The sequence below is a fragment of the Arthrobacter sp. AD-310 genome (genome assembly GCF_054656615.1).
The window spans coordinates 38,621-62,845 of sequence record NZ_BAAHNO010000013.1 but is presented as its reverse complement, the minus strand read 5'-3'; the positions used below and the strand labels follow the sequence as shown (position 1 = coordinate 62,845).

The 24,225-nt window shown below is 68.0% G+C and carries 15 protein-coding genes and 2 tRNA genes; 6 read left to right on the top strand and 11 right to left on the bottom strand.

The genetic code is table 11. The features are described 5' to 3' along the window. Positions 1-21: 21 nt before the first annotated feature. The 4 genes from ACYQ1Z_RS09720 to ACYQ1Z_RS09705 form a co-directional block, all read right to left on the bottom strand. Positions 22-1,182, bottom strand: a complete 1,161-nt coding sequence (locus ACYQ1Z_RS09720; RefSeq protein ID WP_459792308.1) for a globin domain-containing protein — start codon at positions 1,180-1,182, stop codon at positions 22-24. A gap of 187 nt (positions 1,183-1,369) precedes the next feature. After that, positions 1,370-1,819 carry an RrF2 family transcriptional regulator gene (locus ACYQ1Z_RS09715; RefSeq protein ID WP_459792307.1) on the bottom strand — a complete coding sequence of 150 codons (450 nt, stop codon included), beginning with the start codon at positions 1,817-1,819 and terminating at the stop codon, positions 1,370-1,372. Positions 1,820-1,833: 14 nt separating this feature from the next. Further along, positions 1,834-2,316 carry a hypothetical protein gene (locus ACYQ1Z_RS09710; protein ID WP_459792306.1) on the bottom strand — a complete coding sequence of 161 codons (483 nt, stop codon included), beginning with the start codon at positions 2,314-2,316 and terminating at the stop codon, positions 1,834-1,836. A gap of 6 nt (positions 2,317-2,322) precedes the next feature. Continuing rightward, a complete protein-coding gene (locus tag ACYQ1Z_RS09705; RefSeq protein ID WP_459792305.1) occupies positions 2,323-3,741 on the bottom strand; it encodes a phosphomannomutase/phosphoglucomutase in 1,419 nt (472 codons plus the stop codon). A gap of 145 nt (positions 3,742-3,886) precedes the next feature. Here ACYQ1Z_RS09705 and ACYQ1Z_RS09700 point away from each other — a divergent pair, with 145 nt between their 5' ends. After that, positions 3,887-6,109, top strand: a complete 2,223-nt coding sequence (locus ACYQ1Z_RS09700) for a RecQ family ATP-dependent DNA helicase (RefSeq protein WP_459792304.1) — start codon at positions 3,887-3,889, stop codon at positions 6,107-6,109. On the opposite strand, the gene ACYQ1Z_RS09695 is transcribed toward ACYQ1Z_RS09700, so the two are convergent. The 4 genes from ACYQ1Z_RS09695 to ACYQ1Z_RS09680 form a co-directional block, all read right to left on the bottom strand. Beyond that, on the bottom strand, positions 6,033-7,514 hold the full coding sequence (locus tag ACYQ1Z_RS09695; RefSeq protein WP_459792303.1) for an MFS transporter: 1,482 nt from the start codon (positions 7,512-7,514) through the stop codon (positions 6,033-6,035). The genes ACYQ1Z_RS09700 and ACYQ1Z_RS09695 overlap by 77 nt on opposite strands. A gap of 121 nt (positions 7,515-7,635) precedes the next feature. Next, positions 7,636-7,724 (bottom strand) — tRNA-Ser (locus ACYQ1Z_RS09690). Positions 7,725-7,832: 108 nt separating this feature from the next. After that, positions 7,833-8,363, bottom strand: a complete 531-nt coding sequence (locus ACYQ1Z_RS09685) for an N-acetyltransferase family protein (RefSeq protein ID WP_459792302.1) — start codon at positions 8,361-8,363, stop codon at positions 7,833-7,835. Between the two features lie 30 nt (positions 8,364-8,393). Further along, complete coding sequence (locus ACYQ1Z_RS09680; protein ID WP_459792301.1) at positions 8,394-10,640, bottom strand: prolyl oligopeptidase family serine peptidase; 2,247 nt, start codon at positions 10,638-10,640, stop codon at positions 8,394-8,396. 83 nt (positions 10,641-10,723) lie between these two features. Here ACYQ1Z_RS09680 and ACYQ1Z_RS09675 point away from each other — a divergent pair, with 83 nt between their 5' ends. After that, complete coding sequence (locus tag ACYQ1Z_RS09675) at positions 10,724-12,664, top strand: FAD/NAD(P)-binding protein (RefSeq protein WP_459792300.1); 1,941 nt, start codon at positions 10,724-10,726, stop codon at positions 12,662-12,664. 104 nt (positions 12,665-12,768) lie between these two features. Here the strand turns inward: ACYQ1Z_RS09675 and ACYQ1Z_RS09670 are convergent, their stop codons facing one another. The 3 genes from ACYQ1Z_RS09670 to ACYQ1Z_RS09660 all read right to left on the bottom strand — a co-directional run bounded on the left by ACYQ1Z_RS09670 (position 12,769) and on the right by ACYQ1Z_RS09660 (position 18,696). Next, entirely contained in the window at positions 12,769-17,310 is a 4,542-nt protein-coding gene (locus ACYQ1Z_RS09670; RefSeq protein ID WP_459792299.1) for an ExeM/NucH family extracellular endonuclease, read from the bottom strand. A gap of 359 nt (positions 17,311-17,669) precedes the next feature. Then, on the bottom strand, positions 17,670-18,458 hold the full coding sequence (locus ACYQ1Z_RS09665) for a VOC family protein (RefSeq protein ID WP_459792298.1): 789 nt from the start codon (positions 18,456-18,458) through the stop codon (positions 17,670-17,672). Between the two features lie 150 nt (positions 18,459-18,608). Next, positions 18,609-18,696 (bottom strand) — tRNA-Ser (locus tag ACYQ1Z_RS09660). Positions 18,697-18,802: 106 nt separating this feature from the next. Here ACYQ1Z_RS09660 and ACYQ1Z_RS09655 point away from each other — a divergent pair. From ACYQ1Z_RS09655 to ACYQ1Z_RS09640, 4 genes are all read left to right on the top strand, one after another. Beyond that, a complete protein-coding gene (locus ACYQ1Z_RS09655; protein ID WP_459792297.1) occupies positions 18,803-19,786 on the top strand; it encodes an NAD(P)H-quinone oxidoreductase in 984 nt (327 codons plus the stop codon). 151 nt (positions 19,787-19,937) lie between these two features. Continuing rightward, positions 19,938-20,543, top strand: coding sequence for a PadR family transcriptional regulator (locus ACYQ1Z_RS09650; RefSeq protein ID WP_459792296.1), 606 nt, complete (start codon positions 19,938-19,940; stop codon positions 20,541-20,543). Beyond that, a complete protein-coding gene (locus ACYQ1Z_RS09645; RefSeq protein ID WP_459792295.1) occupies positions 20,540-21,277 on the top strand; it encodes an ABC transporter ATP-binding protein in 738 nt (245 codons plus the stop codon). Before ACYQ1Z_RS09650 ends, ACYQ1Z_RS09645 begins: the two co-directional genes overlap by 4 nt. After that, positions 21,277-24,153: an ABC transporter permease gene (locus ACYQ1Z_RS09640; RefSeq protein WP_459792294.1), complete on the top strand. Its 2,877-nt coding sequence runs from the start codon at positions 21,277-21,279 to the stop codon at positions 24,151-24,153. Before ACYQ1Z_RS09645 ends, ACYQ1Z_RS09640 begins: the two co-directional genes overlap by 1 nt. Positions 24,154-24,225: the final 72 nt, after the last annotated feature.

Below are 24,225 nucleotides of genomic sequence, written 5' to 3'. Positions count from 1 at the left end.
CCGCGGGCCCAGGGTGGGGACCTAGTTGGCCAGCCAGATGTCCGGGCCGAAGACTTCGTAATGGATCCGGGTGGCCGGGATGCCCGCGTTGATGGCTTCATTGCGGATGTTCTGCATAAACGGCAGCGGCCCGCACAGGTACAGGGACGCGTCCGCGGGGAGATCCACCTCGCGCAGGGACATAAAGCCCTCGCGTGCGCCTGCCTCCGGCTTCTCCAGCCAGAGCTGCAGTTCCGCGCCGTCCAGGCGTGCGACGTCGTCCGTCATCTGGCTGCGCAGCGCCCAGCTGTCCAGGGTGCTTTCCGCGTGCAGCACCAGGACCTGGCGGTCGGAGCCGGACTCAGCCAGGGAGCGCAGGATGGAGGCGGTGGGGGTGCAGCCGATGCCGGCGGACGCCAGGACCACCGGCCCGTCGCCGTCCTTGAGCGTGATCTCGCCGTACGGGTTGGAGATCTCGAGGATGTCACCCACCTGGACGTCGCGGTGCAGCACGGGGGAGACCTCGCCGCCGTCGTCCAGCTTGGTGGTGAAGGTGCGGCTGCTGCCGGCGTCCGCGGACAGGGAGTACTGGCGGACCTGCCGCAGGCCTTCGGGCAGGACCACCTTGACGCTGATGTACTGGCCCGGGAGCGCGGGCGTTACCGGGGTGTCGTCTGCGGGCTCAAGGGTGAAGGTCATGGCGCCCGTGCCGGCGGGGGTCTTGGCGGCAACGTGCCACGGCATCCACAACCGGTCATTGGCCTGCGCCGCGTAGAGCCCCTTCTCGAGCTTGATCAGGGCGTCTGCCATCAGCCAGTAGACCTCGGTCCAGGCCTCGGCGATTTCCGGGGTGATGACCCCGGCAAGGTCTTCGGCGATGGCGGCAAAGAGGTGCTCGTAGACCACTTGGTACTGCGGTTCGGTGATGCCCAGGGACGCGTGCTTGTGGGCGATCCGGGACAGCACGGCCTCAGGCAGCGTGCCGGGGTTGTTGACCAGGTGGCCCGCGAAGGCGGCGATGCTGCCGGCAAGGGCCTGCTGCTGGTTGCCGGAGCGCTGGTTGGAGCGGCTGAACAGCCCGTCCAGCAGTTCGGGGTGGGCGGCGAAAAGGCGGGCGTAGAACTTGGGTGTGATTTCGCCGATCCGGGATCCGACCAGGGGCAGGGTGGCTTCGATGACAGGACGGGACTTTTCCGAGAGCATGCGGACTCCTGAGGTAGCGGCCGGGGCCTTCGTCCGGCCAGTCGTAAATACTCGCATTTCAAATGCGTGTATTTATATCCCAATTTCTACGCCCCGTAGAAGACAAAATCAAATTGGGTCGCAACGTTGCCGCAGGGGCGGCGGGAAGGGCGGAAATTCCTGGGGTTGATCCCAGCAGGAGCCGGGGTCAGAGGCCTGGCCGGAGTCCGATCATGTCGAAGACGGGCGCCATCTGCCGTGAACCGGGAAGGTCGGCGATCACCACGGAATCAAGCTCCCGGTAGAAGGCTTCGCGGGCGCGGGCCAGCGCGGACCGAAGCTTGCATTCGTTGATGAGCGGACAGGGTCCAGTGGCCGCCATGCACTCCGCGGGGTCAGTCCGGGTGTCCAGTTCGCGCAGGATCTGGCCCACGGTGGCGGTGCGCCCTGCGTGGCTGAGACGGGAACCCCCGGACCGGCCGCGGACAACCTCGATCAGGCCCAGCGACCGCAGTTTGGCCATGGCTTTGCTGACGTGGTTGTAGGGCGTGCCCACCGAGTCGGCGACGTTCTGCGTGGTGAGCAGCTCGCCGCCGGGAACCGCTGCGAGCACCATGAGTGCCCGCAGGCTGACGTCGGCGAAGGCGTTGATCTTCATGGCCCGGGTGCGGTCTAGTCCACCCAGATCGTGGGTTCGCTGGCATCGGCCCCCAGTTCGCCGAAGTGCCAGGACTTGGTCGCGGCGTCGGCCGAGTAGGGGAGCACCGCTGCGAAGACCGATCCGTCGCGGTGCTCGGCCGCCACGTGGATGGCGTCCGAGTCCTCTTCGACCAGCATGATGTCGCAGACGACGGCGGCGGCACGGAAGTCTTCGCGGTTCTGCCGGAGCAGGGCCTGGAGGTCGCCGATCATGGAGTCGGCATCGAAGTCTGCGTCCGACCCTTCCGGCGCATCGGCGGGGGAGACGGCGACAAGCCGCACCTCGCCGTCGTTCTGCACCGTCAAAGCGAACGGGAGGAAGCCGCCGTTGCGCTGGAGCTGCTCCTGGGCGGCGCTGACGCCGGTGCCCAGGAGGTTCTCGAGGTCGGTTGCCGTGGATTCGGCGACGGAGCCGCGCCAGCCTTCTCCGGATCCCGGGTGCAGAGGTTCAGCCATACCGGCCTAGGCCCGGACCAGCGCCAGGACGCGGTCGCGGATCCGCTCCATGGTGGCACGGTCGGTCGCCTCCGCATTGAGCCGCAGGAAAGGCTCCGTGTTGGAGGGGCGGAGGTTGAACCAGTAGCTGCCGTCGTTGGCCGTGAACGTGCTGCCGTCCAGCGTGTCGATGCTGATGTCTTCACCGGCGAAGTCCGCCCGCACGCGTTCGACGGCGGCCGGCTTGTCCTCCACCTCGGAGTTGATTTCGCCGGAGCTGACGTAGGGCTCGTATTCACGCGCAAGTTCGGACAACGGGCCGGCCTGCTCACCAAGGGCTGCCAGGACGTGCATGGCGGCCAGCATGCCGGTGTCCGCGTTCCAGAAGTCGCGGAAGTAGAAGTGGGCTGAATGCTCGCCGCCGAAGACGGCACCTTCCTCAGCCATGACTGCCTTGATGAAGGAGTGGCCCACGCGCGTGCGGACGGCCCGGCCGCCGTCGTGCTCCACCAGTTCGGCGACAGCGCGGGAGCAGAGGAGGTTGTGGATGATCGTGGGGGCGGCCTCGCCCTGCGCCTTGGCGCGGGCGATCTCGCGGCGTGCCACCATTCCGGTGATGGCCGACGGCGATACCGGCTCGCCCTTCTCGTCCACCACGAAGCAGCGGTCGGCGTCGCCATCGAAGGCAAGGCCGATGTCCGCGCCGTGCTCGATCACCGCTGCCTGCAGGTCGCGCAGGTTCTCCGGCTCCAGCGGGTTCGCCGGGTGGTTCGGGAAGGAACCGTCAAGCTCGAAGTACAGGGGAACGATGTCGAACGGGAGCTTTGGCAGGAGGGCGTCGCCGAGGACGGCGGGCGTGGTGAGGCCGGCCATGCCGTTGCCGGCGTCCACGACAACCTTGAGCGGGCGGGAACCGGAAAGGTCCACCAGCTTCCGAAGGTACTCGGCGTAATCCTTGAGCACGTCACGGACGCTGATCAGGCCCCGGTTGGCTGCTTCCGGGATGGAGCCGGTGTTGAGGTACTGCTCGGCGAGGGTCTGGATGTCCTTGAGTCCCGTTTCCGAGGAGATGGGCACGGCGCCGGCCTTGGACATCTTGATGCCGTTGTACCCGGCAGGGTTGTGACTGGCGGTGAAGGTGGCGCCTGCCCGGTTGAGGAAGCCGCAGGCGAAGTACAGTTCGTCGGTGGAAATGAGGTCCAGCAGTTCAACGTTGGCGCCGCGGGCGGCCGCGCCGTTCGCGAAGGCCTTGCTGAATTCGGGGGAGGAGGGACGCATGTCCCCGCCCACGAGGATCGTTTCGCCTTCGAGCTGCAGGACGTCCACGAATGCTGCCCCCACGGCTTCGACGATTTCGGCAGTGATGGACTCGCCCACAATGCCACGGACGTCGTAGGCCTTGAAGGATGCCGAGAGATCAAAAGTCGTTGTCTGTTCGCTAGTCACGCGCTTTATCTTACGTGGGCCCGGACCATGCCTGTGGAGGGGCAGTGCCGGCCGCCGATTGTGACGGAGTCCTGGCTGCTTGCGTCCTGTCCACATACCCGCGGGCGGGATGCCCGGTGTCGCAGGCGGCTGGGATACTGAATCAATGGTCGATAACCAGCATGCCGCCGTAACCGAAACAGCACTGACCGACACCCCTCCTTCGCTGTCCGCAGTATCCGACTCCGGCAGAACAGCTTCCGCCACCCATCAGCAGGCGCTGGGGGTGCTTCGGGAACTGGTGGGAAACCCCGCCGCTGATTTCCACGACGGCCAGTTTGAGGCCATTGAGGCATTGGTCGACGGCGGCCGGCGGGCTTTGGTGGTCCAGCGCACCGGCTGGGGGAAGTCGGCAGTGTACTTTGTCGCCTCCCTGCTGTTGCGCCGCCGCGGCGCCGGGCCGACGCTGATCGTGTCGCCCCTGCTCGCCCTGATGCGGGACCAGGTGGCCGCTGCGGCCCGCGCCGGCGTGCAGGCCGTTGCCATCAACTCGGCCAACCAGCTGGAGTGGGACGCCGTCCGCGAGCAGCTGGCCGCGGACCAGGTGGACGTTCTGCTCGTATCGCCCGAGCGGCTCACCAACCCCTCGTTCCGGGAGAACCAGCTGCCGGAACTGATCCGGCGGACCGGGCTCCTGGTCATCGACGAGGCACACTGCATCTCGGACTGGGGGCACGACTTCCGCCCGGATTACCGCAGGATCGCGGACCTCATCAACCGGTTGCCGGAATCCGTGCCGGTCCTGGCCACAACAGCGACCGCCAACTCGCGGGTGGTGCACGACATCGAAGAACAACTCGGTGCAGGCGTCCTCACCATCCGCGGTGCCCTGGGCCGCGACTCGCTCCGGCTGGGCGTGCTGTCCCTGCCGGACTCGAGGCAGCGCCTGGGCTGGCTCCTGACCCACCTGTCGGACCTGCCCGGCAGCGGCATCATCTACACCCTCACGGTGTCAGCCGCGGAGGATACCGCCCGGCTGCTGGCCGAGGCAGGACACGAGGTGCTGTCCTACACCGGACGAACCGACCCGGCGGACCGGGAACGCGCCGAACAGCTCCTCAAGGACAACCAGGTCAAGGCCCTCGTGGCCACCTCGGCGCTTGGCATGGGATTCGACAAACCCGATCTTGGATTTGTGGTCCACCTTGGGGCGCCGTCCTCACCCGTTGCCTACTACCAGCAGGTGGGCCGTGCCGGCCGTGGCGCCGCGAACGCCGACGTGCTGCTCCTGCCCGGCGCCGAGGACCGCGAGATCTGGCAGTACTTCGCCACGGCATCCATGCCGTCGGAGGAGAAAGCCGCGGCTGTCCTCACCGCCCTGGCCGAGGCGGGAACCGCGCTCTCCACCGTGGCACTCGAAGCGAGGGTGGACCTCCGCCGGACCCCGCTCGAACTGCTGCTCAAGGTTTTGTCAGTGGACGGCGCGGTGGAGCGTGTGGGCGGCGGGTGGAAGTCCACCGGGCAGCCATGGGTGTACGACGCCGAACGCTACCGCCGCATCGCCGAGGCCCGTGTGGATGAGCAGGACTCCATGGTGATCTACCAGGACACCGCAGGATGCCGGATGGAGTACATCACCTCGGTCCTGGACGACGAGACCGCCCATCCGTGCGGACGGTGCGACAACTGCGCCGGGAGATGGTTCCCGTCTGAGGTTGCGGAGGACGCTACGGCGGCCGCAGGCCAGACGCTGAACCGGGCCGGCGGCATCCTGGAGGCCCGCCTTCAGTGGCCCAGCGGCATGGAGCGCCTGGGCGTCCCGGTAAAGGGCAAGCTCAAACCCGGTGAGGGGCTCGCGGAAGGCCGCATCCTTGCCAGGCTTACCGATCTTGGCTGGGGCGGAGCGCTGCGCGAACTCTTCGCGGCGGGCGCTGAGGACCGGCCGGTGGACCCGGGCATGCTGCAGGCCTGCGTCCAGGTCCTGCGGGAATGGGGTGCAGGAGATTCCCGGACCCCTGGCTGGAGCGGCGCGGGCAGGCCGGCCGCGATTGTCAGCATTCCGTCCCGGGGCAAGCCCCAGCTGGTGGGTTCACTGGCAAGGGGGATCTCGGAGATAGGCCGGATCCCCTACCTGGGCGAGCTGCAGCTGGCCCACGGCGGCCCAACCGGCAGCCGCGGCGGCAACAGCGCCTACCGGCTGGCCGGCGTGTGGGACCGCCTGCTGGCCGGGCCGGAACTGGAAGCAGCCTTGGGCTCCCTCCAGGGGCAAAGTGTGATGCTCGTCGATGACCTGGCGGACAGCCGGTGGACGCTTACGGTTGCTGGCCGCGCCCTTCGGCAGGCAGGGGCGGGCGCCGTGCTTCCGCTGGTGCTTGCCCAGGCCGGCTGACTTCAGCACCGGCGTGCCGCGGCAGGAGGAGACTGTCCACCGTGCTGGCGAGCATCAGCGCGGCCATGGCCAGGAAGGCCCCGCGGAATGGTCCGGCGGAGTCCTGCGGGAAGGTGCCGAGTCCGTCGAAGATCCGGATGAGGAGGGCCGCGACGGCGATGCCGGCGCCGGTGGCCAGCTGGACGAGCGTCGCGGAGACCGTGTTGGCCGAAGTCAGCTGCCCGGGCACGATGTCTGCGTACTGCACCGAGGCGTAGGCGGAGAAACCGATCGACCGGAATGCCCCGCTGCAGACCAGCAGGGCGAACGTCAAAGCCTGGGGTGTTTCCGGGGTCAGCAGGGCGCAAGCGGCGAAGGTAGCGGCCGAGGCCAGGCTGGCGAACACCAGCATTGCCTTGAAGCCGAAGCGCCGGATCAGCGGTGTGGTGGCCGGCTTGATGCCGATGTTGCCGATGAACACCGCGGCCACCATGATCCCGGCGTGGATGGGTGACCAGCCGAAGCCTGTCTGGAACATCAGGGGCAGCAGGAACGGGACCGAACTGATGGTCAGGCGGTAGGCGAACCCTCCCGTGGCCATCGCCCGGAAGGTCCTCGTCCGGAAGACGCCCAGGTCAAACAGCGGATTCCGGGCCCGGCGCATCCACAGCACGGCGGCTGCAAGGGCTGCCGTTCCGGACGCTGCGCTGATTCCAGCCCAGGGCGTGTCCGGGTGGGCGCTGGCCAGTTCCAGGCCCGCCACCAGGGCGCCCACGCCGGCGGTCGTGAGGAACAGGCCCGGCCAGTCCAGCCGGCGTGCCGGGTCACCGGCGAAGCGGGGTACCAGCCGGAGCGCGGCGATTAAGGCGGCAGCGCCGAGGGGCAGGTTGATGAGGAAGATCCAGTGCCAGGACAGGTATGTGGTGAGGGCGCCACCCACCAGCGGAGCAAGGACCGGGGCGAGGAGCCCGGGCCACACCAGGAAGGCCGTGGCCCGCAGCAGCTCGGACTTGGGAGTTCCCCGGAGCACCACCAGGGTTCCGACCGGCACCATCATGGCGCCGCCCGCACCCTGCGCGATGCGGCTGAGCGTCAGTGTGGTGAGGTCCTGGCTCAATGAACATGCGAGCGAAGCGAGGGTGAACACCGCGATGGCAAGGCAGAACACGCGCCGCGCGCCGAACCGCTCCGCGAGCCACCCGCTGATGGGGATGCCGACGGCCACGGTCAGCAGGTACGCGGTCATGGTGATGTTGACGTCGGCGGCCGGAACCCGGAAGTCGGCGGAAATGTTGGGGATGGCCGTGGTGAGGACTGTGCCGTCCAGGAACTCCATAAAGAACGTTACCGCCACCAGGAGCGCCAGGCGGGGATTCCAGACCTGCGCTGTGGTCTCCGGAGTGCCGGCGGGTGTACTTGCTGCCATTCGATCATCGTGCCACCGCAACAGCGCCGGGATGGTGCGGCGTCCGATCCCCGGACATCAGTAGCGGCATAACAGACCCCGGGGAACGCAAAAGGCCCCGGTCCAGGACCGGGGCCAAACGCGGAGACGGGGGGATTTGAACCCCCGGTCGAGTTTAACCCCGACCCTTCATTAGCAGTGAAGTCCATTCGGCCGCTCTGGCACGTCTCCAATTGCTATTACTAGCCCACCAAGGATACGCAGATCCGGGCAGTCAGCGCAAAACGGGCTTGCCCGGTTTCAGGCTGCGGCACAGGAACGCGCACGAACATGCCTCCGTCACAACGCAGGTGCCCCCAAACGCACCATCCGGATCTCGCGCAGGTTCTCCCAATCGGCCAGGACGTCCTCGGCGCCGTCAGGTTCAAAGCCGAACCGGCGGTAGAAACTGATGGCACGGCTGTTATCCGCCGCCACCCACAGGCTCGCCGCAGCATCCCCGAGGGCGGTTTCCAGCAGCCGCCGGCCCAGGCCGAGCCCCTGGTGCGAGGCCAGCAGGTAAAGGCCCCACAGCTGGAAGTCCCCGGAGGCTGGGGGCGGGTGCCCTTGCGGGGAACCTGGAGGCGCATCCCACCGGACACCCGCGAAACCAACCACCATGCCGCGGTCGCACGCCACCCAGGCCACGGCAGGATCCGGCCGGTCCAGCAGGTGGCGCCACAGTGCTCGCCGGCCCGCCTGGTCCGCTGCGGCGAGGAAGCCATCGGACAGCATCCCGCGGTACGTCTCCTGCCAGCAGTGGATATGCACCTCCGCGAGCCGCTCCGCGTCGGCCGCCACGGCCCGCCGGACCGTCAGTTCCGCAGCCATGCCCGGCCACCCGTCATCGAAAGCCGCCGCTCATGACAGGCCGCCGGCCAGCGCCTTCCAGAGAAAATGCTGGCTCCGGGCCTGCAGGGACGCGGCCTGGCGGTTGTCGGATGCACCGGCGTGGCCGCCCTCCAGCGCCTCATGGAACCAGACGTTCGGGATGCCCATGGCCAGCATGCGGGCCGCCATCTTGCGTGCCTGGACTGGTCCCACGCGGTCGTCGGACGTGGCCGTCCAAATGAATGTTTCCGGGTATTCCACACCGTCCCGGAGCAGGTGGTACGGCGAAAACGTGCGGATGTACTCCCACTGCTCCGGCACGTCCGGGTCTCCGTACTCCGCGATCCAGGAGTGGCCGGCCGAGAGCTTCGTGTAGCGGCGCATGTCCAGCAGGGGAACCCCGCAGGAGACGGCACCAAAAAGTTCCGGGTATCGGGTCAGCATGTTGCCCACCAGCAGCCCGCCGTTGGAGCCGCCCACGCAGCCCAGCCGCTCACGGGAGGTGACGCCCCGGTTGATCAGGTCCCGCGCCACCGCGGCAAAGTCCTGGTACGCCTTGTGCCGGTTTTCCTTCAGCGCGGCCCGGTGCCAGGAGGGCCCGTACTCGCCGCCGCCGCGGATGTTCGCAACCACGTACACCCCGCCGCGGGAGTGCCCGGCCTCCCCGCCGGGGCCGGGAGCGCCCGCGGTCCTGCGCTCCAGCCAGGCCCGGCCCACCGTGCCGCTGTACGCGGGCGTGCGGGAAATCTCGAACCCGCCGTACCCGGAGAGCTGGGTGGGGTTCTGCCCGTCCAGCGGCAGGTTCCGGGCCGCCACCTGGAAATACGGGACGCGCGTGCCGTCCTCCGACACGGCAAAGTGCTGCTGCACCTCGTACTCGCTGTCCGCAAAGAACGACGGCGACGCCTTCACCACCGCGTGCCGGCTTCCCACGCCGGGGACGCCGCCGTCGTCCTCGCCGTGTTTCGGCGCCTCCCGTTCCAGCGTCCCGCGCATCAGTGTGCTCGGGGTGGTGAACCCGGTGGCGACGAGCCAGAAGTCGTCGCCCGCACCGCCGTCGGCCGCTGCCTCATCCTCGTCGTCCACCGCGTAGGCGTTGACGTCGTGCAGCGGCGGGCAGGCGTCCAGGAGGGTGGAAGCCCAGGCGCTGCCGCCGGACGCGGCGTCACCCGGACGGGAGGGGTCAAGCACACGGATTTCGGACGAAACGTCTTTGAGCAGGTTGAGCAGCAGGAAATTCCGGGTCCAGCTCCAGGACTGCAGCGAGGTGTGCGGGTCCGGGGTGAACAGGACCGACAGGTCGCGCCCGCCGGCCAGGTACTCCTCATACTTCGCGGCCAGCAGTGATCCCGCGGGATAGGTGGTGCCGGCCAGGTCCCAGTCCTGCTGGGGTCGGAACAGGAGCCAGTCCCGGTGCGCGCTGACGTTGACGTCCGTGGGGACATCGATGGCCACCCAGGCGCCATCGCGCAGCACCAGGTTGGTGCGGTTGAAGAAGTCGATGTAGTCCACCGCGAAGGTGCGCTCGAAACCCGGGGTGGAGTCGTGTGCCACCACGGCCATCATGTGGTCCCCGGGGACCTCGAACAGCAGGGGAGCGGCGGACAGGGCCGTGCCGCGCTTCAGCGTGACCGCGGTGCGCGCATAGGAGGACGCCGTCTTTGGCAGTCCCTCCGCCGTGGAGGCGACCAGCAGCGTGTCCGCGTCCAGCCACGAGACGTTGCCCTTCGCCGTCGGCAGGTCAAAGCCGCCACGGGCCGGGTCCACGAAGGCGCGGGCCTCGACATCGTATTCGCGGTAGCGGTTGGCGTCACCGCCGTCCGGGGAGAGCGCCAGCAGGGCCAACCGGTACGGTTCGCCGGGCGCGGGGCGGAGGAACGTGGCGCCGTGGAACACCCACTCCTCGCCTTCGGCGGCGGCCAGGGCGTCGACGTCGAGCAGGACATCCCACTCGGGCGAATCGGTGCAGTAGCTCTCCCAGGTGGTCCGCCGCCACAGTCCCTTCGGGTTCTGCTGGTCCTTCCAGAAGTTGTAGTACCAGTCGCCGCGCTTGCCCACCATGGCGATCCGGTCGGTGGAATCCAGCACCTCCAGGATGCGCCCCTCAAGCTCCGAATATTCCGCGTCCCCCAGCAGGTCTTCCGTGCGGGAGTTCTGCTCCTTGACCCAGGCGAGCTGTTCCTCGCCGTAGATGTCCTCGAGCCAGATGTTTTCGTCGGTCGGTTCGGGCGCGGTAACGGCGGGGACGCTTCCGGAATCAGCTGCAGTGGTGGTCATTGGCCCATCCAAACAACAACCCCGGGGGCTGGCAAGTCACGTGCACAGGGCGGCCCCGGCTTCCAGCCCGTACTCTGGATGCCGTGGAAAATACGCAGAGCAACCGGGCTGTCATCATCGGTGCCGGCCCCCGGGGCACCAGTGTGCTGGAACGCCTGCTCGCCCACGCCGCCGCGCACGGCCGTTCTGCAGGCAGTGCACTCCGGCTCCACATCGACGTCGTCGACCCCTACCCGGCCGGTGCCGGGCGCGTCTGGCAGCCCGGCCAGTCCCGGCTGTTCCTGATGAACACCCAGTCCTTCTACCCGACCCTCATCCCCGAGGACCCGGCGTTGCCGGCGCCGGTCGCGGGCACCACGTTCGACCAGTGGCGGATCGGGCAACAGCGCAACCCCCTGCCGTCCCTGACAGAGGAGGAGCGCGCCGAGCTTGCCGTGCTCGGTTCCAACGACTTTCCCAGCCGCGCCCTGTACGGCAGGTACTTGCGCTGCACCCTCGGGGAGCTGCTGGAGAAGGCGCCCCCCGGCGTCACGGTCGACTTCCACGAAACGTCCGCCCTGTCGGTGCGGCCCGCAGGAAACGGCATGTTCGACGTCGGCCTGGCCACCGGGGAGAGCATCAGCGCCGGGTCAGTGGTGCTGGCGCTCGGGCACATCCCGTCCCGGCTGAACCCGGAACAGCGGGACCTGCAGTCGGCCGCGGAGCAGCTGGGGCTCCGGTACCTTCCCCCGGCGGCCCCCGCCGACGTCGACTGGTCGCAAATCCCGGCCGGGGAACCGGTCCTGGTCCGCGGCATGGGGCTGAACTTCTTCGACACCATGGTGGCGCTGACCGAGGGCCGGGGCGGGAAGTTCGTACCCGCGGGCGGCCGGCTGGCCTACGAACCGTCCGGCCAGGAGCCGTTCATCATCGCCGCGTCACGGCGTGGCACCCCCTACCGTGCCAAGGCGGCGCTGGAAGGCTACTACCCGGCGTCGGTCTCGCTGCGCTACCTGACCGAGGCGGCGCTGGAACGGTTCCGGAAGGCTGGCATCCGGCCCGGATTCGACCACGACCTGTGGCCCCTGCTGCACCGCGACACGATCTGGGCGTACTACTCCACACTGGTGCGCTCGCAGCCGGGCGCCGTCCCGGATACCGCCGCGTTCCTCGCCGCGCTGGAAGAGGCCCTGCACCCGCACGCCCACGCCGCCGCCAACTGGGAGGACAACGTGGCTGGCGTGCTGGCCGTCCATGTGGGGCCGCGGCACCGGCTGAACCTGTCCGGGCTGGCTGCGCCGCTGGCCGGGCAGACCTTTGCCTCGCGTATGGAACTGGACGCCGCCGTCGTCGAGTACCTGCTGGACGATGCGCGGCGCTCCGCCCTGGGCGAGGACGACCCCGTCAAGATGGCCATCGGCGCGCTCCACCATGGTCGTGCACTGCTCAAGACGGCAGTGGCCGACGGCGGCATCACCGACGAATCGTGGGTCGCCGGGCTGCGTGGCTGGTTCGAGTCGTTCGTGGAAGGCCTGGCCAGCGGCCCGCCCGCCCTCCGCTCCGAGCAGCTGGCCGCGCTGGCGCGCGCCGGCGTCGTCAGCTTCGTGGGGCCCGACCCGAAGTTCGGCGTGGACCGCAGGACCCGGATGTTCACTGCCTCCTCGCCATGGGTGGCCGGCCCTGCGGCCGTGGCGCCCACCATGGTGGAAGCCCTGGCGCCGGGCAACCGTGTGTCCGCCAGCGATTCGCCGCTGCTCGGCCAGCTGCTGGCCGACGGCGCGGTCCGGCCGCGGCTGATGATGACCGCCGAGGGTACGCCCATCCAGTCCACGGGCCTCGACGTCGTGCCCCATCCGTACCGGCCTGTCGCAGCCAACGGTGCCGTCACCGAGGGGCTGTACGTGCTGGGCCTGCAGCTGTCCTCAGCGCAGTGGGGCACCGCCATCGCCGCCGAGGCGGTTCCCCGCCAGGGGCCCGTCTACCGGAGCGGCCAACGCACCCTCCGCGACGCCGACGAGATAGCCGCGGCAATCCTCGCGTCCTGACCCGCGGGCGGGACCCGCTTCGCCGCGGAAACGCAAGCTGGACGTAGAAGAGGGTGCCCCTCCTGACCCAAATGGTCCGGAGGGGCACCCCGTTTTGTGATGGTTTACCGGTTCGCCTTGAGGCAGCCCCGGTACGCCGCCATCGCCTGGCCGTAGTTGGCCTGGCCCCTGACCTCCGCCGGCCGGGCCGGCTTGGCGGGCGCCGTGCACACCGGAGGCTCCGGCGCTGCTGCTGCAACCTGCACGGCAACGGTCACCTTCGTCCCGGATTCGACGGCGGTAAGCACCAGGGTGCCGGTGCCGGCGGAAGCGCCTGCCGGGACTGCCAGGCTGACGCTGGCTGCCCCGGATGCCACCGGCACAGTCCCCAGCTGGGTGGCGGTCCCGTTGGCGTCCGTGAACACCGCCGAAAGCGCCGTATTGACCGGGCTGCCCAGCGACGTGAGGTCCAGCTTGGAGACGGCCAGGTTCACCGGTTCGCCGGGCTTGACCTCGGCTGCGGTGGTGTTGACCACGGCTAGCGAGCGGCGGGCATAGTCCGGCGACACCGGGCTGTTCTCCTGTAGGTAGCTGATCCAGGCATCCCGGTCCACCAGCCCCGAGTCCCGGGTGTTGGCGCTTTCGGTGAAGACCCGGAAGTTGTCGCCGCCGGTGGCCAGGAAGCTGAACGTGCCCACCCGGTAGGACTTTGCCGGATCCAGCGGTTCGCCGTTCACCCAAACCGAGGTGATGCGGTCGCCGGCGGCACGGGCGGCGTCGTACGTGTAGTTGACGTTCTTGGACAGCCCGAGCTGCAGGTAGGCGCGGCTGGGCACCGTGCCGTCAGGGTTGGTCTGCCACTGCTGTTCGAGCAGCGTCTTGAACTGGACGCCGGTCAGGGACGTGGTCCAGAGGTTGTTCACGAACGGCAGGACCGCGTTGGCCTCGGCGTAGGTGATGGTGCCGTCCGGCGCGTAGTACAGCTCGTTCCGCAGTCCGCCGGGATTGACGACGCCGATCTCCGCCCCGCCGAGCTCTGCCGGCTGCAGCGAAGCCAGCAGGGAGTCGGCCACCAGGTTGCCCAGCGTGGACTCGCTTGCGCGGTCGTCACGCTTGGGCGCCCCCGTGGCGTCCGTGGTGAAAGCGGTGGTGATGTCCCTGGTAACCAGGCCCACGGGCTGGTCGCCGATCACGGCGGCGTCAGACAGGGCCTTCTTTACGATGGCGTCGACGGCGGCAACCCGCGGGTACGCGGCGATCAGGTCCGCAGCCGGATCGGTGGTGCGCTTGACGTTGCCGGCCTTGTACGCGGTGACCTGCTTGGTGGCGGTGTCCACGGTCAGCTGGATCTGGCCCACGTTCTCGCCGTAGTTGCCGGTCTGCACGATGGGACGGGTCTTGCCCTCGACGCCGGGGACGGGCGCGTCCCAGGCGTATTCCTTGTGCGTGTGGCCGGTGAAGATGGCGTCAACGTCAGCGGAGGTTTCGGTGACCAGCTTCGCGAACGGTCCGCCCGCTGCCACTTCCTGCTCCAGCGTGGAGCCTTCCACCACACCCGAACCGGCGCCGTCGTGGTTCTCCACGATGATGACGTCGGCCAGCTTGTCCGCCGTGATCTTCGCGGCCGCCCGGTTGATGGCGTCCACCGGGTCCCCGAACTCAAGGTCGGCAACACCGGCCGGGGTCACCAGGGACGGCACTTCCTGCGTGACGGTGCCGATGACGGCCACCTTGAGGCCGTTCATATCCAGGACCGTGTACTCCGGCAGGACGGGCTCGGTGGTGCCCTTCCGGTAAACGTTGGCACCCAGGTAGGGGAACTTTGCGTTGGACGCGCCGGCGATGACCCGGTCCTGCAGGTCCGCCCAGCCGCCGTCGAATTCGTGGTTGCCCACGGCCGACGCCTGGAGTTCCAAGGCGTTCAGCACATCGATGGTGGGCTGGTCCTTGGCGACGGCCGAGGCGAACAGTGAGGCGCCGATGTTGTCGCCGGCGGACAGGAAGGCCGTGGCTCCGGGGGCAGCGGCGGCGCGCAACTTCTCGATGGTTCCGGCGAACTGCACGGTGTTGGAGTCGATCCGGCCGTGGAAATCGTTGATTCCCAGGAAGTTCAGGTCAACGCTGGCGGGGGTGGACTCCAGGTCCAGGCCCACCACCACGGGGTCGTGGTCGCTGGCGCGGAACTGGTCGGGTGCGTAGTAGTTGGTGATGTTGCTGTTGTAGCGGCTGTATTCCAGCGCCACGGATTCGACGGAGTTGATGTTCCAGATGTCGGCCCCGGTGACCACGCCGTTGGCTGAAGGGGACGCCAGGATATGGTCCAGGGACCCCACCAGGCCGCCAAACAGGTAGGAGTGCTTGGCGGAGCCGTCAGCGTTGCGTGCCTTGTCGTCCTGGTTGACGTAGCCGGCGGCCGTCAGGACGTTGAGCGGATCTTCCTTGGCATAGGCGTTGAAGTCACCGATCAGGAACACCTTGTCCGTGCCCTTGTCCGACTGCAGCGAAGTGGCGAACTCGAGCAGCGACCTGGCCTGGGCCGTGCGGGCGAGGTTGGAGGCGCCCTGCCCCTGGTCCGTGTCGTCAGGTGTTGCTGCCGAACCCTTCGACTTGAAGTGGTTGGCGATGGCGATGAATTCCGTACCGGCGCCCCCGCCCACCGGCTTGAAAACCTGCGCCAGCGGCTTGCGGGCGCTCGCGAAGGCAACGGTGTCATTGTGGATGACGGACTCGCCCACAGGCTCGGCCACGGCCTTTTTGTAGATGAAGGCGGTGCGGATCATATCCTCATCGGCCAGCGGGGGTGCGTTGGCCGGCGAACGGACGTAGTCCCAGATACCCGGCGTTGCCACGTTCAGGGCATCCACCAGCTTGGACAGGGCGTCGTCGCGGTTCTTGCCGAACTGGGCGGAGTTCTCGATTTCCATCAACGTGACCACATCGGCGCCGGCCTTGGTGATCGCGGCGACGATCTTGTCCTGCTGCCGCTGGAAGTTCTCCGCGTTGGCCGCCCCCCGGGCGTCACAGCCGCCGCGGACCGTGATCGGGTTGCCCTCGCGGTCCTCGTAGAACGTACACCCGGTGAGCTGGTCCCCGGTGGTGGGGAAGTAGTTGAGGACGTTGAACGAGGCGAGCTTGAGGTCGCCGCCCACAGCGGCGGGAGCATCCGTGCGGGTCGGTGCAAACGTTGCCGGTTGGACCGTGGCCGCGTTGGCCGGGGTCAGGTGGGTCAGCGGCTGGAACTTCCACGCGTTGTTGGCGTAGCCCAGCACCACGTTGGTCGTGAAGGTAGCGGGCGAGCCCACCCGCACTGGATCCGTGGTGGTGAGGTAGGGCAGGGGCAGGGCCTTGGTGGCCGCGTCCTTCAGGAAGTTGGTGCTGGAGCCGTCGTCGAGCTTGATGCCGCGGGCCGCGTTGTCCTGCACGACGGCGGCGTGTTCGGCCGTGCCGTACGGCGCCACGGCGGTGGGCTGGACCAGCGGGGCGGTGCCGCCGGCCAGGCCAATTTCGCCGTACTGGTTCAGGCTGTAGTTATCCGTGACGGTCAGCGGCCCTTGCGGCGCCAGCAGCATTCCTTCCAGGGACTCCCGAAAAGTTTCGGTCGCAGGCAGGGTGAAACTGGTCGCCTTGACCTCCGGTGAGGCTTCGGTCAGTTTGGCCAGCCCCGCGGACGTGCCAATGTTGAGCTGGGTCATGCCGTAGTACTCGGCCACGGTACCGGTCAGCTGCACATAGTCACCGGCCTGGACCGAGGCCACGGTGGCGGGAGAGTAGACGAAAATGCCGTCCGACGCCGCGTGGTTGGCGGGTGTGAGGTCGCCTCCACTTCCGGCGGTCTGGACGTAGTAGCCGTTGAGGCCGCCCGTGGGAAACACGGCCGTGACCTTTCCGGTGGTGGTCACCGTGGCACCGGCCAGCGGGCTTTCAATTCCGGTGCCCTGGATCTCGGCGATGGTTTTCACCGCCGGTTCAGGGCCTGGAGCCGGGCCGGGGTCGGGGGCGGCCGCACCCGAGGGCGTGGGAGTGATGGTGGCGCTGAGTGAGAAGTCGGCGGCGTTGTTGTTCGTGTCGGTTCCGGCGGTCCGGTTGAGGCTCTTGACGTCCGTGTTGCCCGCGGGCGCAGCGGCCGCTGTCGTCTCGTACGTGTTCGACGCGCCGTACCCCAGGAGGTCGGCCACGCCCGCCGGTTCCACCTGGGAAGCGGTGGAAAGCGCGACGGCGGCCGGCTGAGTGGCGAGCACGATGGTTCCGGCAGCGCCGCTGGGGTTCAGGGCGCCGGCTGCGAGGTCCGGCGCGGGGAGGGCGGCACCGTTTGTGCCGTTGCTGCCGCCCTGGACCAGGTAGTAGCCCTTGGCCGGGATTGAGCCGGACAATGGGACCACCCCGGTGGGGGCCGCCGTGCCGGTGGCCGACCGGTACTGCAGGGACCAGCCGTCCAACGAAACCGTCGCGTCCGAGCCGTTGTACAACTCCACGAATTTGTTCCTGAAGGCGGCACCGGAGCTTCCGCCGCTCAGGTAGGCCTCGTTGATGACCACGGGTGATGATCCTGCCGCGGCTGAGACCTCCGCGGCTGTGTCGGCGACGGCGGGAAGTGCTGCCAGGGGAGCAGCGATGAGCCCCACTGACAACGCTGTCCCCAGCGCCAGTTTCCAAGGTTGTTGATGCATCCGCTCTTACTTTCATAGGGGTCCCCGGTAGGGGAACCGATGAGTGTGTCCGGGTTGTACCGACGGACAAGTGGCCCCGGACCCTGCTCCTGGTCAAGTGGTGTTCCGGCACATCACAACAGCGGTGAATGAACGCAAGATGGCTGGCGCGTGCACTCGGCGGGACGTTCCCCAGCGAAACGTGCCGCCTCCCGGCCTGGAGCCCCCGTAGCCCGGTTCCGGGTGATGCTGCTGACATGGGTGTCCGGCACGCAGACCCCAATGTGCCGGACAGCACAAAGACTACCGGCCGGTAGCTTGCAGCACCGGCCGGTATCGAAAAGTTTTTTCGGAACAGCCCCGCAGGCTGGTCCGCAGGCTTACTGCCCCTGCGGCGGCAGCGGCTGGATGACCCGGAAGACAGCACCGGTGGGGTCCGCGAGCTGCGCCACCCGCCCGAAGTCCGAGTCCGCAGGGCCGTCCTGCAGCGTTGCGCCCATGGCTGTGGCTTTTTCGACTGTGGCGTCCGTGTCCTCCACGGAAAAGTACACCTGCCAGTGCGAGGGAATCTCCGCCGGCAGATACCCTGAGGCGTCCATGATCCCGGCCTGGGCCGTCATGCCGGAGCCCATGGTGGTGTACCGGAATTCGGGGGTGTCGCTCATAACTTCGGTTTCCCAGCCGAACACGTCCTTGTAGAACCGGACCGCGGCCTCGTAGTCCCTGGTGTGGAGCTCATGCCAGGCGGCAGCGCCGGGCTCTCCGACGACGTCGTAGCCGAGCATTTCGCGCGGCTGCCATACCCCTACAACGGCACCGGTTGCATCACCAAAGATCGCCATGTGCCCCTGCTCGGGGACATCCATCGGCGGCATGTGCACTTGCCCGCCGAAGGATTCCACGGCTTTGGCGGTGGCCGCGGCGTCGTCCACCCGGAGGTAGGTGGTCCAGGCGTCGGGCATGCCGGCCTGGGATTCGTCCTTCTGCATCATCCCGGCGACTGACCGGCCGCTTCTCCGGGCTATGACGTACCCGCCGTACTTTTCATCGTCCCCGGTTTCGTACTCCCAGCCAAACAGCTCGCCGTAGAAGCGCCGGGCGCCGGCAACGTCGGTGGTCATGAGGTCGATCCAGCAGGGTGCGCCGGGTGTGGGTACGGGGCTGGGCATGTCAGTCTCCTTGTGGTGTGCGCGGGTGTGCGTCGGCCTTCGGATGAAACACCCTGACCCTATTGACCGGCCCTGACACTTTCAAGGGGTGCGGTCCAAAACGAAAGACCCCTGCCGGCCAGCGGGGCTGGCGGACAGGGGTCTTCTTCGCGGAAGGTAAGAGATTCGAACTCTTGGTACGGGGTTACCGCACACTGGTTTTCAAGACCAGCTCCTTCGGCCGCTCGGACAACCTTCCTCAACTAGTAGTGTTTCATAGGCGCTTGCCTGCAACAAAACAGAGCCCGGCACGCGTCCGGTGCACACTGGGTGCACAGTATTTCAGTCAGGAACGGGAGTAATCCATGAAAGCCGTCTACATTTCGGAGCCGGGCGGCCCGGAGGTCCTGGAGGTCCGCGACGTCGAGGCTCCCGTGCCGGGCCCCGGCGAGGTGCTGGTCGACGTCGTCGCCGCCGGCCTGAACCGCGCGGACGTGCAGCAGCGCCGCGGCTTCTACCCGCCGCCACCCGGCGCGTCCGAGATTCCCGGATTGGAGGTCTCCGGCCGGATCGCGGGCTTCGGGCCCGGGGTTACCAAGGCTTTCTCCCTGGGGGACAAGGTTGTGGCCCTGCTGGCGGGTGGCGGCTATGCGCAGCAAGTGGCGGTCCCTGCAGAACAGGTACTCCGGCTCCCGGACGGCGTTGACCTGGTGACGGCCGCTTCGCTCCCTGAGGTCGCCGCAACGGTCTACTCCAACCTCGTCATGACCGCGCAGCTGCAGCCCGGGGAAACGGTCCTCATCCACGGGGCAACGGGCGGGATCGGCACCATGGCCATCCAAATGGCCAAGGCGCTCGGTGCCCGGGTGGCCACCACCGCCGGCACTGAGGAAAAGGTCAGCACCGCCAAGGCGTTCCTGGGCGCCGACATCGCCATCAATTACGCGGAGGAGGACTTTCCCGAGAGCCTCCGCCGGCAGAACGGCGGCAAGGGGGCTGACGTCATCCTGGATGTCGTCGGGGCCAAGTACCTGCCGCAGAATGTGGACGCGCTCGCGGACTACGGCCGGCTGGTGGTGATCGGCCTGCAGGGCGGTACAAAGGGGGAATTGGACCTGGGTCAGTTGCTCAGGAAGCGCGCCGCCGTTGTGGCAACCGCGCTGCGCCCCCGTCCCATCGAGGAAAAGGGCGCCATCATGAATGCGGTGAGGGACGCCGTCTGGCCGCTTGTCAGCGACGGCCGCATCCGTCCCCTCGTGGCCAAGACCTTCCCCCTGGACCAGGTGCAGGAAGCCCACCGCTACTTTGACAGCGGCGACCATGTAGGCAAGATCCTGCTCCTGATGTAGCCGCCCACGGCGGTGAACTGCGCCCGGGGCTGCAATAGATACTCAGTATTGTCTTTTACCCTTTCGTCCGGCTACGCTGTCGGTATACGCGGTATGCACGGCAGCTTTGGGGGGTCGTGCATGCCGGCCGTAATCCAGCCCAAGGAGCAGCATGTCCATCCGTCACAGCCTCCTCGCCCTCCTGCAGGACCAGCCGCGTTACGGCTACCAACTGCGGGTCGAGTTCGAGAACCGGACCGGGGCCACCTGGCCCCTGAACATTGGGCAGGTCTATACGACGCTGGACAGGCTGGAGCGGGACGGCCTGGTAGCCAAAAAGGGGGACGACGGCGAGGGCCACGTCATCTACAGCATCACTGCCGAGGGGAAGGCGGAGGTGCGGGGCTGGTTCGCCGCCCCGGTGGAACGCAACAACCCGCCCCGCAACGAACTGGCCATCAAGCTGGCCCTCGCCGTCACCCTGCCGGGGGTGGACGTCCAGGCCATTATCCAGGCCCAGCGGGTGGCTTCGATCCGGGCGCTGCAGGACTACACGAAGGCGCGCCGGGACACGGCGGCCAGCCAGCGCAGCGGGGACACCGCCTGGCTCTTGGTCCTCGATTCACTCATCTTCCAGACTGAGGCGGAGGTCCGCTGGCTCGACCTGTGCGAAGCCAGGATGGTCCAGCAGGCCCACTCGGCATCAGCTTCGGCACGCAAAACGTCCAACGGGGTCACGGAAGATGCCGCCCCGCTCAACGCGGACAGCCGCCGGTGAGCGTCCGCGGGCCGCAGCAGGTCCTGGAACTTGCCAAGGTCAGCAGGACGTTCGGAGAAGGGGCGACGGCGGTCGCTGCGCTTCGGGACGTGGACCTCACCATCGCAGCCGGGGAGTTTGTCGCGGTCATGGGGCCGTCCGGCTCAGGAAAGTCCTCGCTGCTGGCGCTTGCCGGGGGACTGGACCGGCCGACGTCGGGCGCCGTTTTTGTGGAGTCCACGCCGCTGGCAGGGCTGGGGCTGAACGAACTGGCGCGCCTGCGCCGCCGCGCCGTGGGCTATGTCTTCCAGGACTTCAACCTGGTGCCCACCCTTAGCGCCGCCGAAAACGTGGCGCTGCCTCTGGAGCTGGACGGGACGGCGTCGAAGAAGGCCCGCAGGCAGGCGAGGGACGCGCTCCGGCAGGTGGGAATTCCGGAGCTCGCGGACCGGTTACTGGACGAGATGTCCGGCGGACAGCAGCAGCGGGTGGCCATCGCCCGGGCCGTCGTGGGGCAGCGCCGGCTGATCCTTGCGGACGAGCCCACGGGCGCGCTCGACTCAACCACCGGACAGGGCGTGATGGAAGTGCTGCGCTCGCGGGCCGACGCCGGTGCAGCCGTTATGCTGGTCACCCACGAGGCCCGCCATGCAGCGTGGGCCGACCGGGTAGTGTTCCTCCGCGACGGCCGGATCGTGGACCAGGCCACCGCCATGCACGATCCCGCCATGCTCCTGACCCAGGCAGGGCTGTAATGCCGCAGGACGGAGCGGCGCAGCTGGACCTCGCTCCTGCGCCGGGAGCACGCCGGAGCAGCTTCCGGGTTGCCCTCCGTATGGCCCGGCGGGACATCGGCAGGCACAAGGGCCGGTCGTTCCTGATTGTCCTGCTGATCCTGCTGCCCGTTGCCGGCATGACCGCGGCCGCCACGCTCTGGCAGAGCTCCCTGCGGACGCCCGAGGAGATCGTCCGCTACGAACTGGGCAACACCCAGGCGCGGTTCGGCGTCCTTCCCGTACCCAACGGCGAGTCAGTCCAGGACCCCCTGAATGACGCTTACGTGGTGTCCAGTACGGGCAACTCTGATCCCGATTTCGTGCCGTCACCGCCAAAGGACCTGCTGCCGGCCGGCTACGAGGTCCTCCCGTTCCGTCAGTGGCAGCTTTCCACTTCCGTAGGCGACGCCCTGGTCACGTTGCAGGGCCGGCAGGTGGACGCCCTTCATCCGGCGTTCGCAGGCAAATATGAGCTCATCGACGGCCGGGCTCCCGGATCCGGCGACGAGGTACTGGTGTCACCCGGCCTCCTGGAGCGCTTCCACCTGGCCTTAGGTGAGCAATTCACGACGTCGGCAGGAACCTTCATCCCGGTCGGCACCATTCACGATGCCGGAACTTCGGACAACAACAGCTTCCTTTACCTGCATCCTGCACAGATGCCCGCTGCCGCCACCGCCGATGAACGCACCCAGTTCACCTCCTATTACCTTGTAGGACCGGAACCCGTGGCCTGGCAGCAGATCCGGGAGGCAAACAGCAAGGGTGTCGGGGTGCTCTCGCGCAGTGTTGTCCTCAATCCACCGGCAACGGAGCAGCAGATGGTTCCCGGCGCCCAGCCGAACCATAGGTCATCGGGAACACTGGCCTTCTACTCCGCAGTTGGCCTCCTCGGTGCGTTGATCCTGCTGGAAGTAGGCCTGCTTGCGGGTGCCGCGTTCGCGGTGGGCACCAAGCGACAGGTGCGGGAACTGGCTTTGCTGGCAGCCTCGGGAGCCGAGGCCCCCACGGTCCGTTCAGTCGTTACAACAGGTGGCACGTGGCTCGGTCTCATCGCAGTTATTGCAGGTGCGTTCCTGGGCACGGCCAGCGCAGCGGCGGTTGTGCTCTGGATCCGGTCCACCGGGTCGGCGCGTATGGCCGGAGTGCACTTCGACGCCCCCGTCACGGCCATGGCCATGACAATGGGACTGGCGGCCTGCATTATCGCCGCCCTGGTGCCCGCCAACCAGGTAGCCCGACAGCCTGTACTTGGCGCCCTCAAATCAGGCCGCGCGCCCGGCGGCAAGGGCCGGCGAAGCACTGTTACAGGTGCCGTTCTTCTTACGGCAGCAGTCGCATTCCTCGCCTCCGGATGGATGATCGGGCGTGCCGAAACAAACCCGGACCGGCTGGCGGAAAAACTGCCCGTGATTGCCGGGTTGCTGATATGCGGAGCCGTGCTGACCGTCGTGGCGCTTGTGCTCCTGACCGGCTGGCTCGTCACCCTGACGGCCGGGAGGACACCGCGCATGCCGGTGCCCATGAGGATGGCGGCCAGGGACTCCGTTCGGAACCGCGGCCGAACCGTCCCTGCAGTCGGGGCCGTGCTGGCGGCCGCAACGCTCGCCAGTGCTGCCCTGGTGCTTTCCGCCAGCCAACAGGCGGGGCAGCGGGAAAACCACTGGTGGAGCGCTCTGGAGAATCAGGCCCACCTGCCACTGGTGCTGGACCAGCCATTTCTCCCTGACGGCAGCAGTCAGCCGCCTCTTGAGGTGGATCCGTTGGAGCTTGCCAACCGGGTAGGGGAAGCCGTGGACGCCGTTGACTGGACCACGGTCATCACCACTCCGGCCCTGGTCCGGAACTGTGCCTTTGGTCCTGACGTGGACCTGACTGTTCCCGTCCGCACGGAGAGCTCGAATTGCCTCCTCCACTCCCTGGCCGTGCCTGAGGGTAACGCGTGCCCCAGAACACCACAGGGCCGGATGGTGGACCCCGACGACTGGCGCTGCCAGGGCTCGATGGTCCGTGAGCAACCCTCCCAAGGCTCCATCGTGGTGGGCGGCGAGGACGAGATCCGAAAAATGCTCGGTTCAGAACCGGGGGCGGAAGCCCTTGATGTACTAAACGACGGCGGGATTGTGGTGACCAACCCTGTCTTTGTCCGTGACGGAAAAGCCGTGCTGCAGGGCCAGGACGTACGCACCCAGTGGAGCCCGGCGTCGGACGGTTCCATGGCGCATGAAACGGTTACCAGCGACACGCTTTCCGCGGTGGCGGTGGAGCCAAGGGTGGCAGTACCCGTATACGGCTTCATCTCTCCGCCCACTGCTGAACGCCTGGACTTGCGCCCGGAGCCTGCCGAACTGCTGGTCCAGCTGAACCGGGATCCCACTGCCGCCGAGGCCGACGCAGCTGCGGCCGCCGTCGCGGCAGCCTACAAGCAGCCTGGTGCCGGCTTCTGGGTCGAGCCCGGCATCTCGAAGGGTGACGCCTGGATGACCTGGTCGATCGTGGCCATCAGCGCGCTCATCACCTTCAGCGCCGCCGGCGTGACCACTGGCCTGTCGCTCGCTGACGCGCGGACTGACCACGGCACGCTCGCCGGGGTTGGAGCGTCGCCGCGGTTGCGCAAGGCGCTCGCCGGAGCGCAGTCGCTGCTCACCTCGGGACTCGGTGCGGCACTGGGGACCATTGCCGGTGCAGTTCCGGCCGTGCTCGTCGCCGCATCCACGGACATGCGGACCGCTGTGGAGGTTCCGTGGCTGCAGCTGCTTGCCCTGGCGGTGGCAGTTCCCTTCACGGCATCGGCGCTGGCTTGGCTGTTCACGCGGGCGGAGCTACCCATGTCGCGGCGCGGGCTGGCCGCGTAGGGCGTAGCAGCCGTGGCAGGCAGCACCGTCATTCGGCGCCTTCTGGCTGCCGCTCGCCGCACTCTTGCGGGG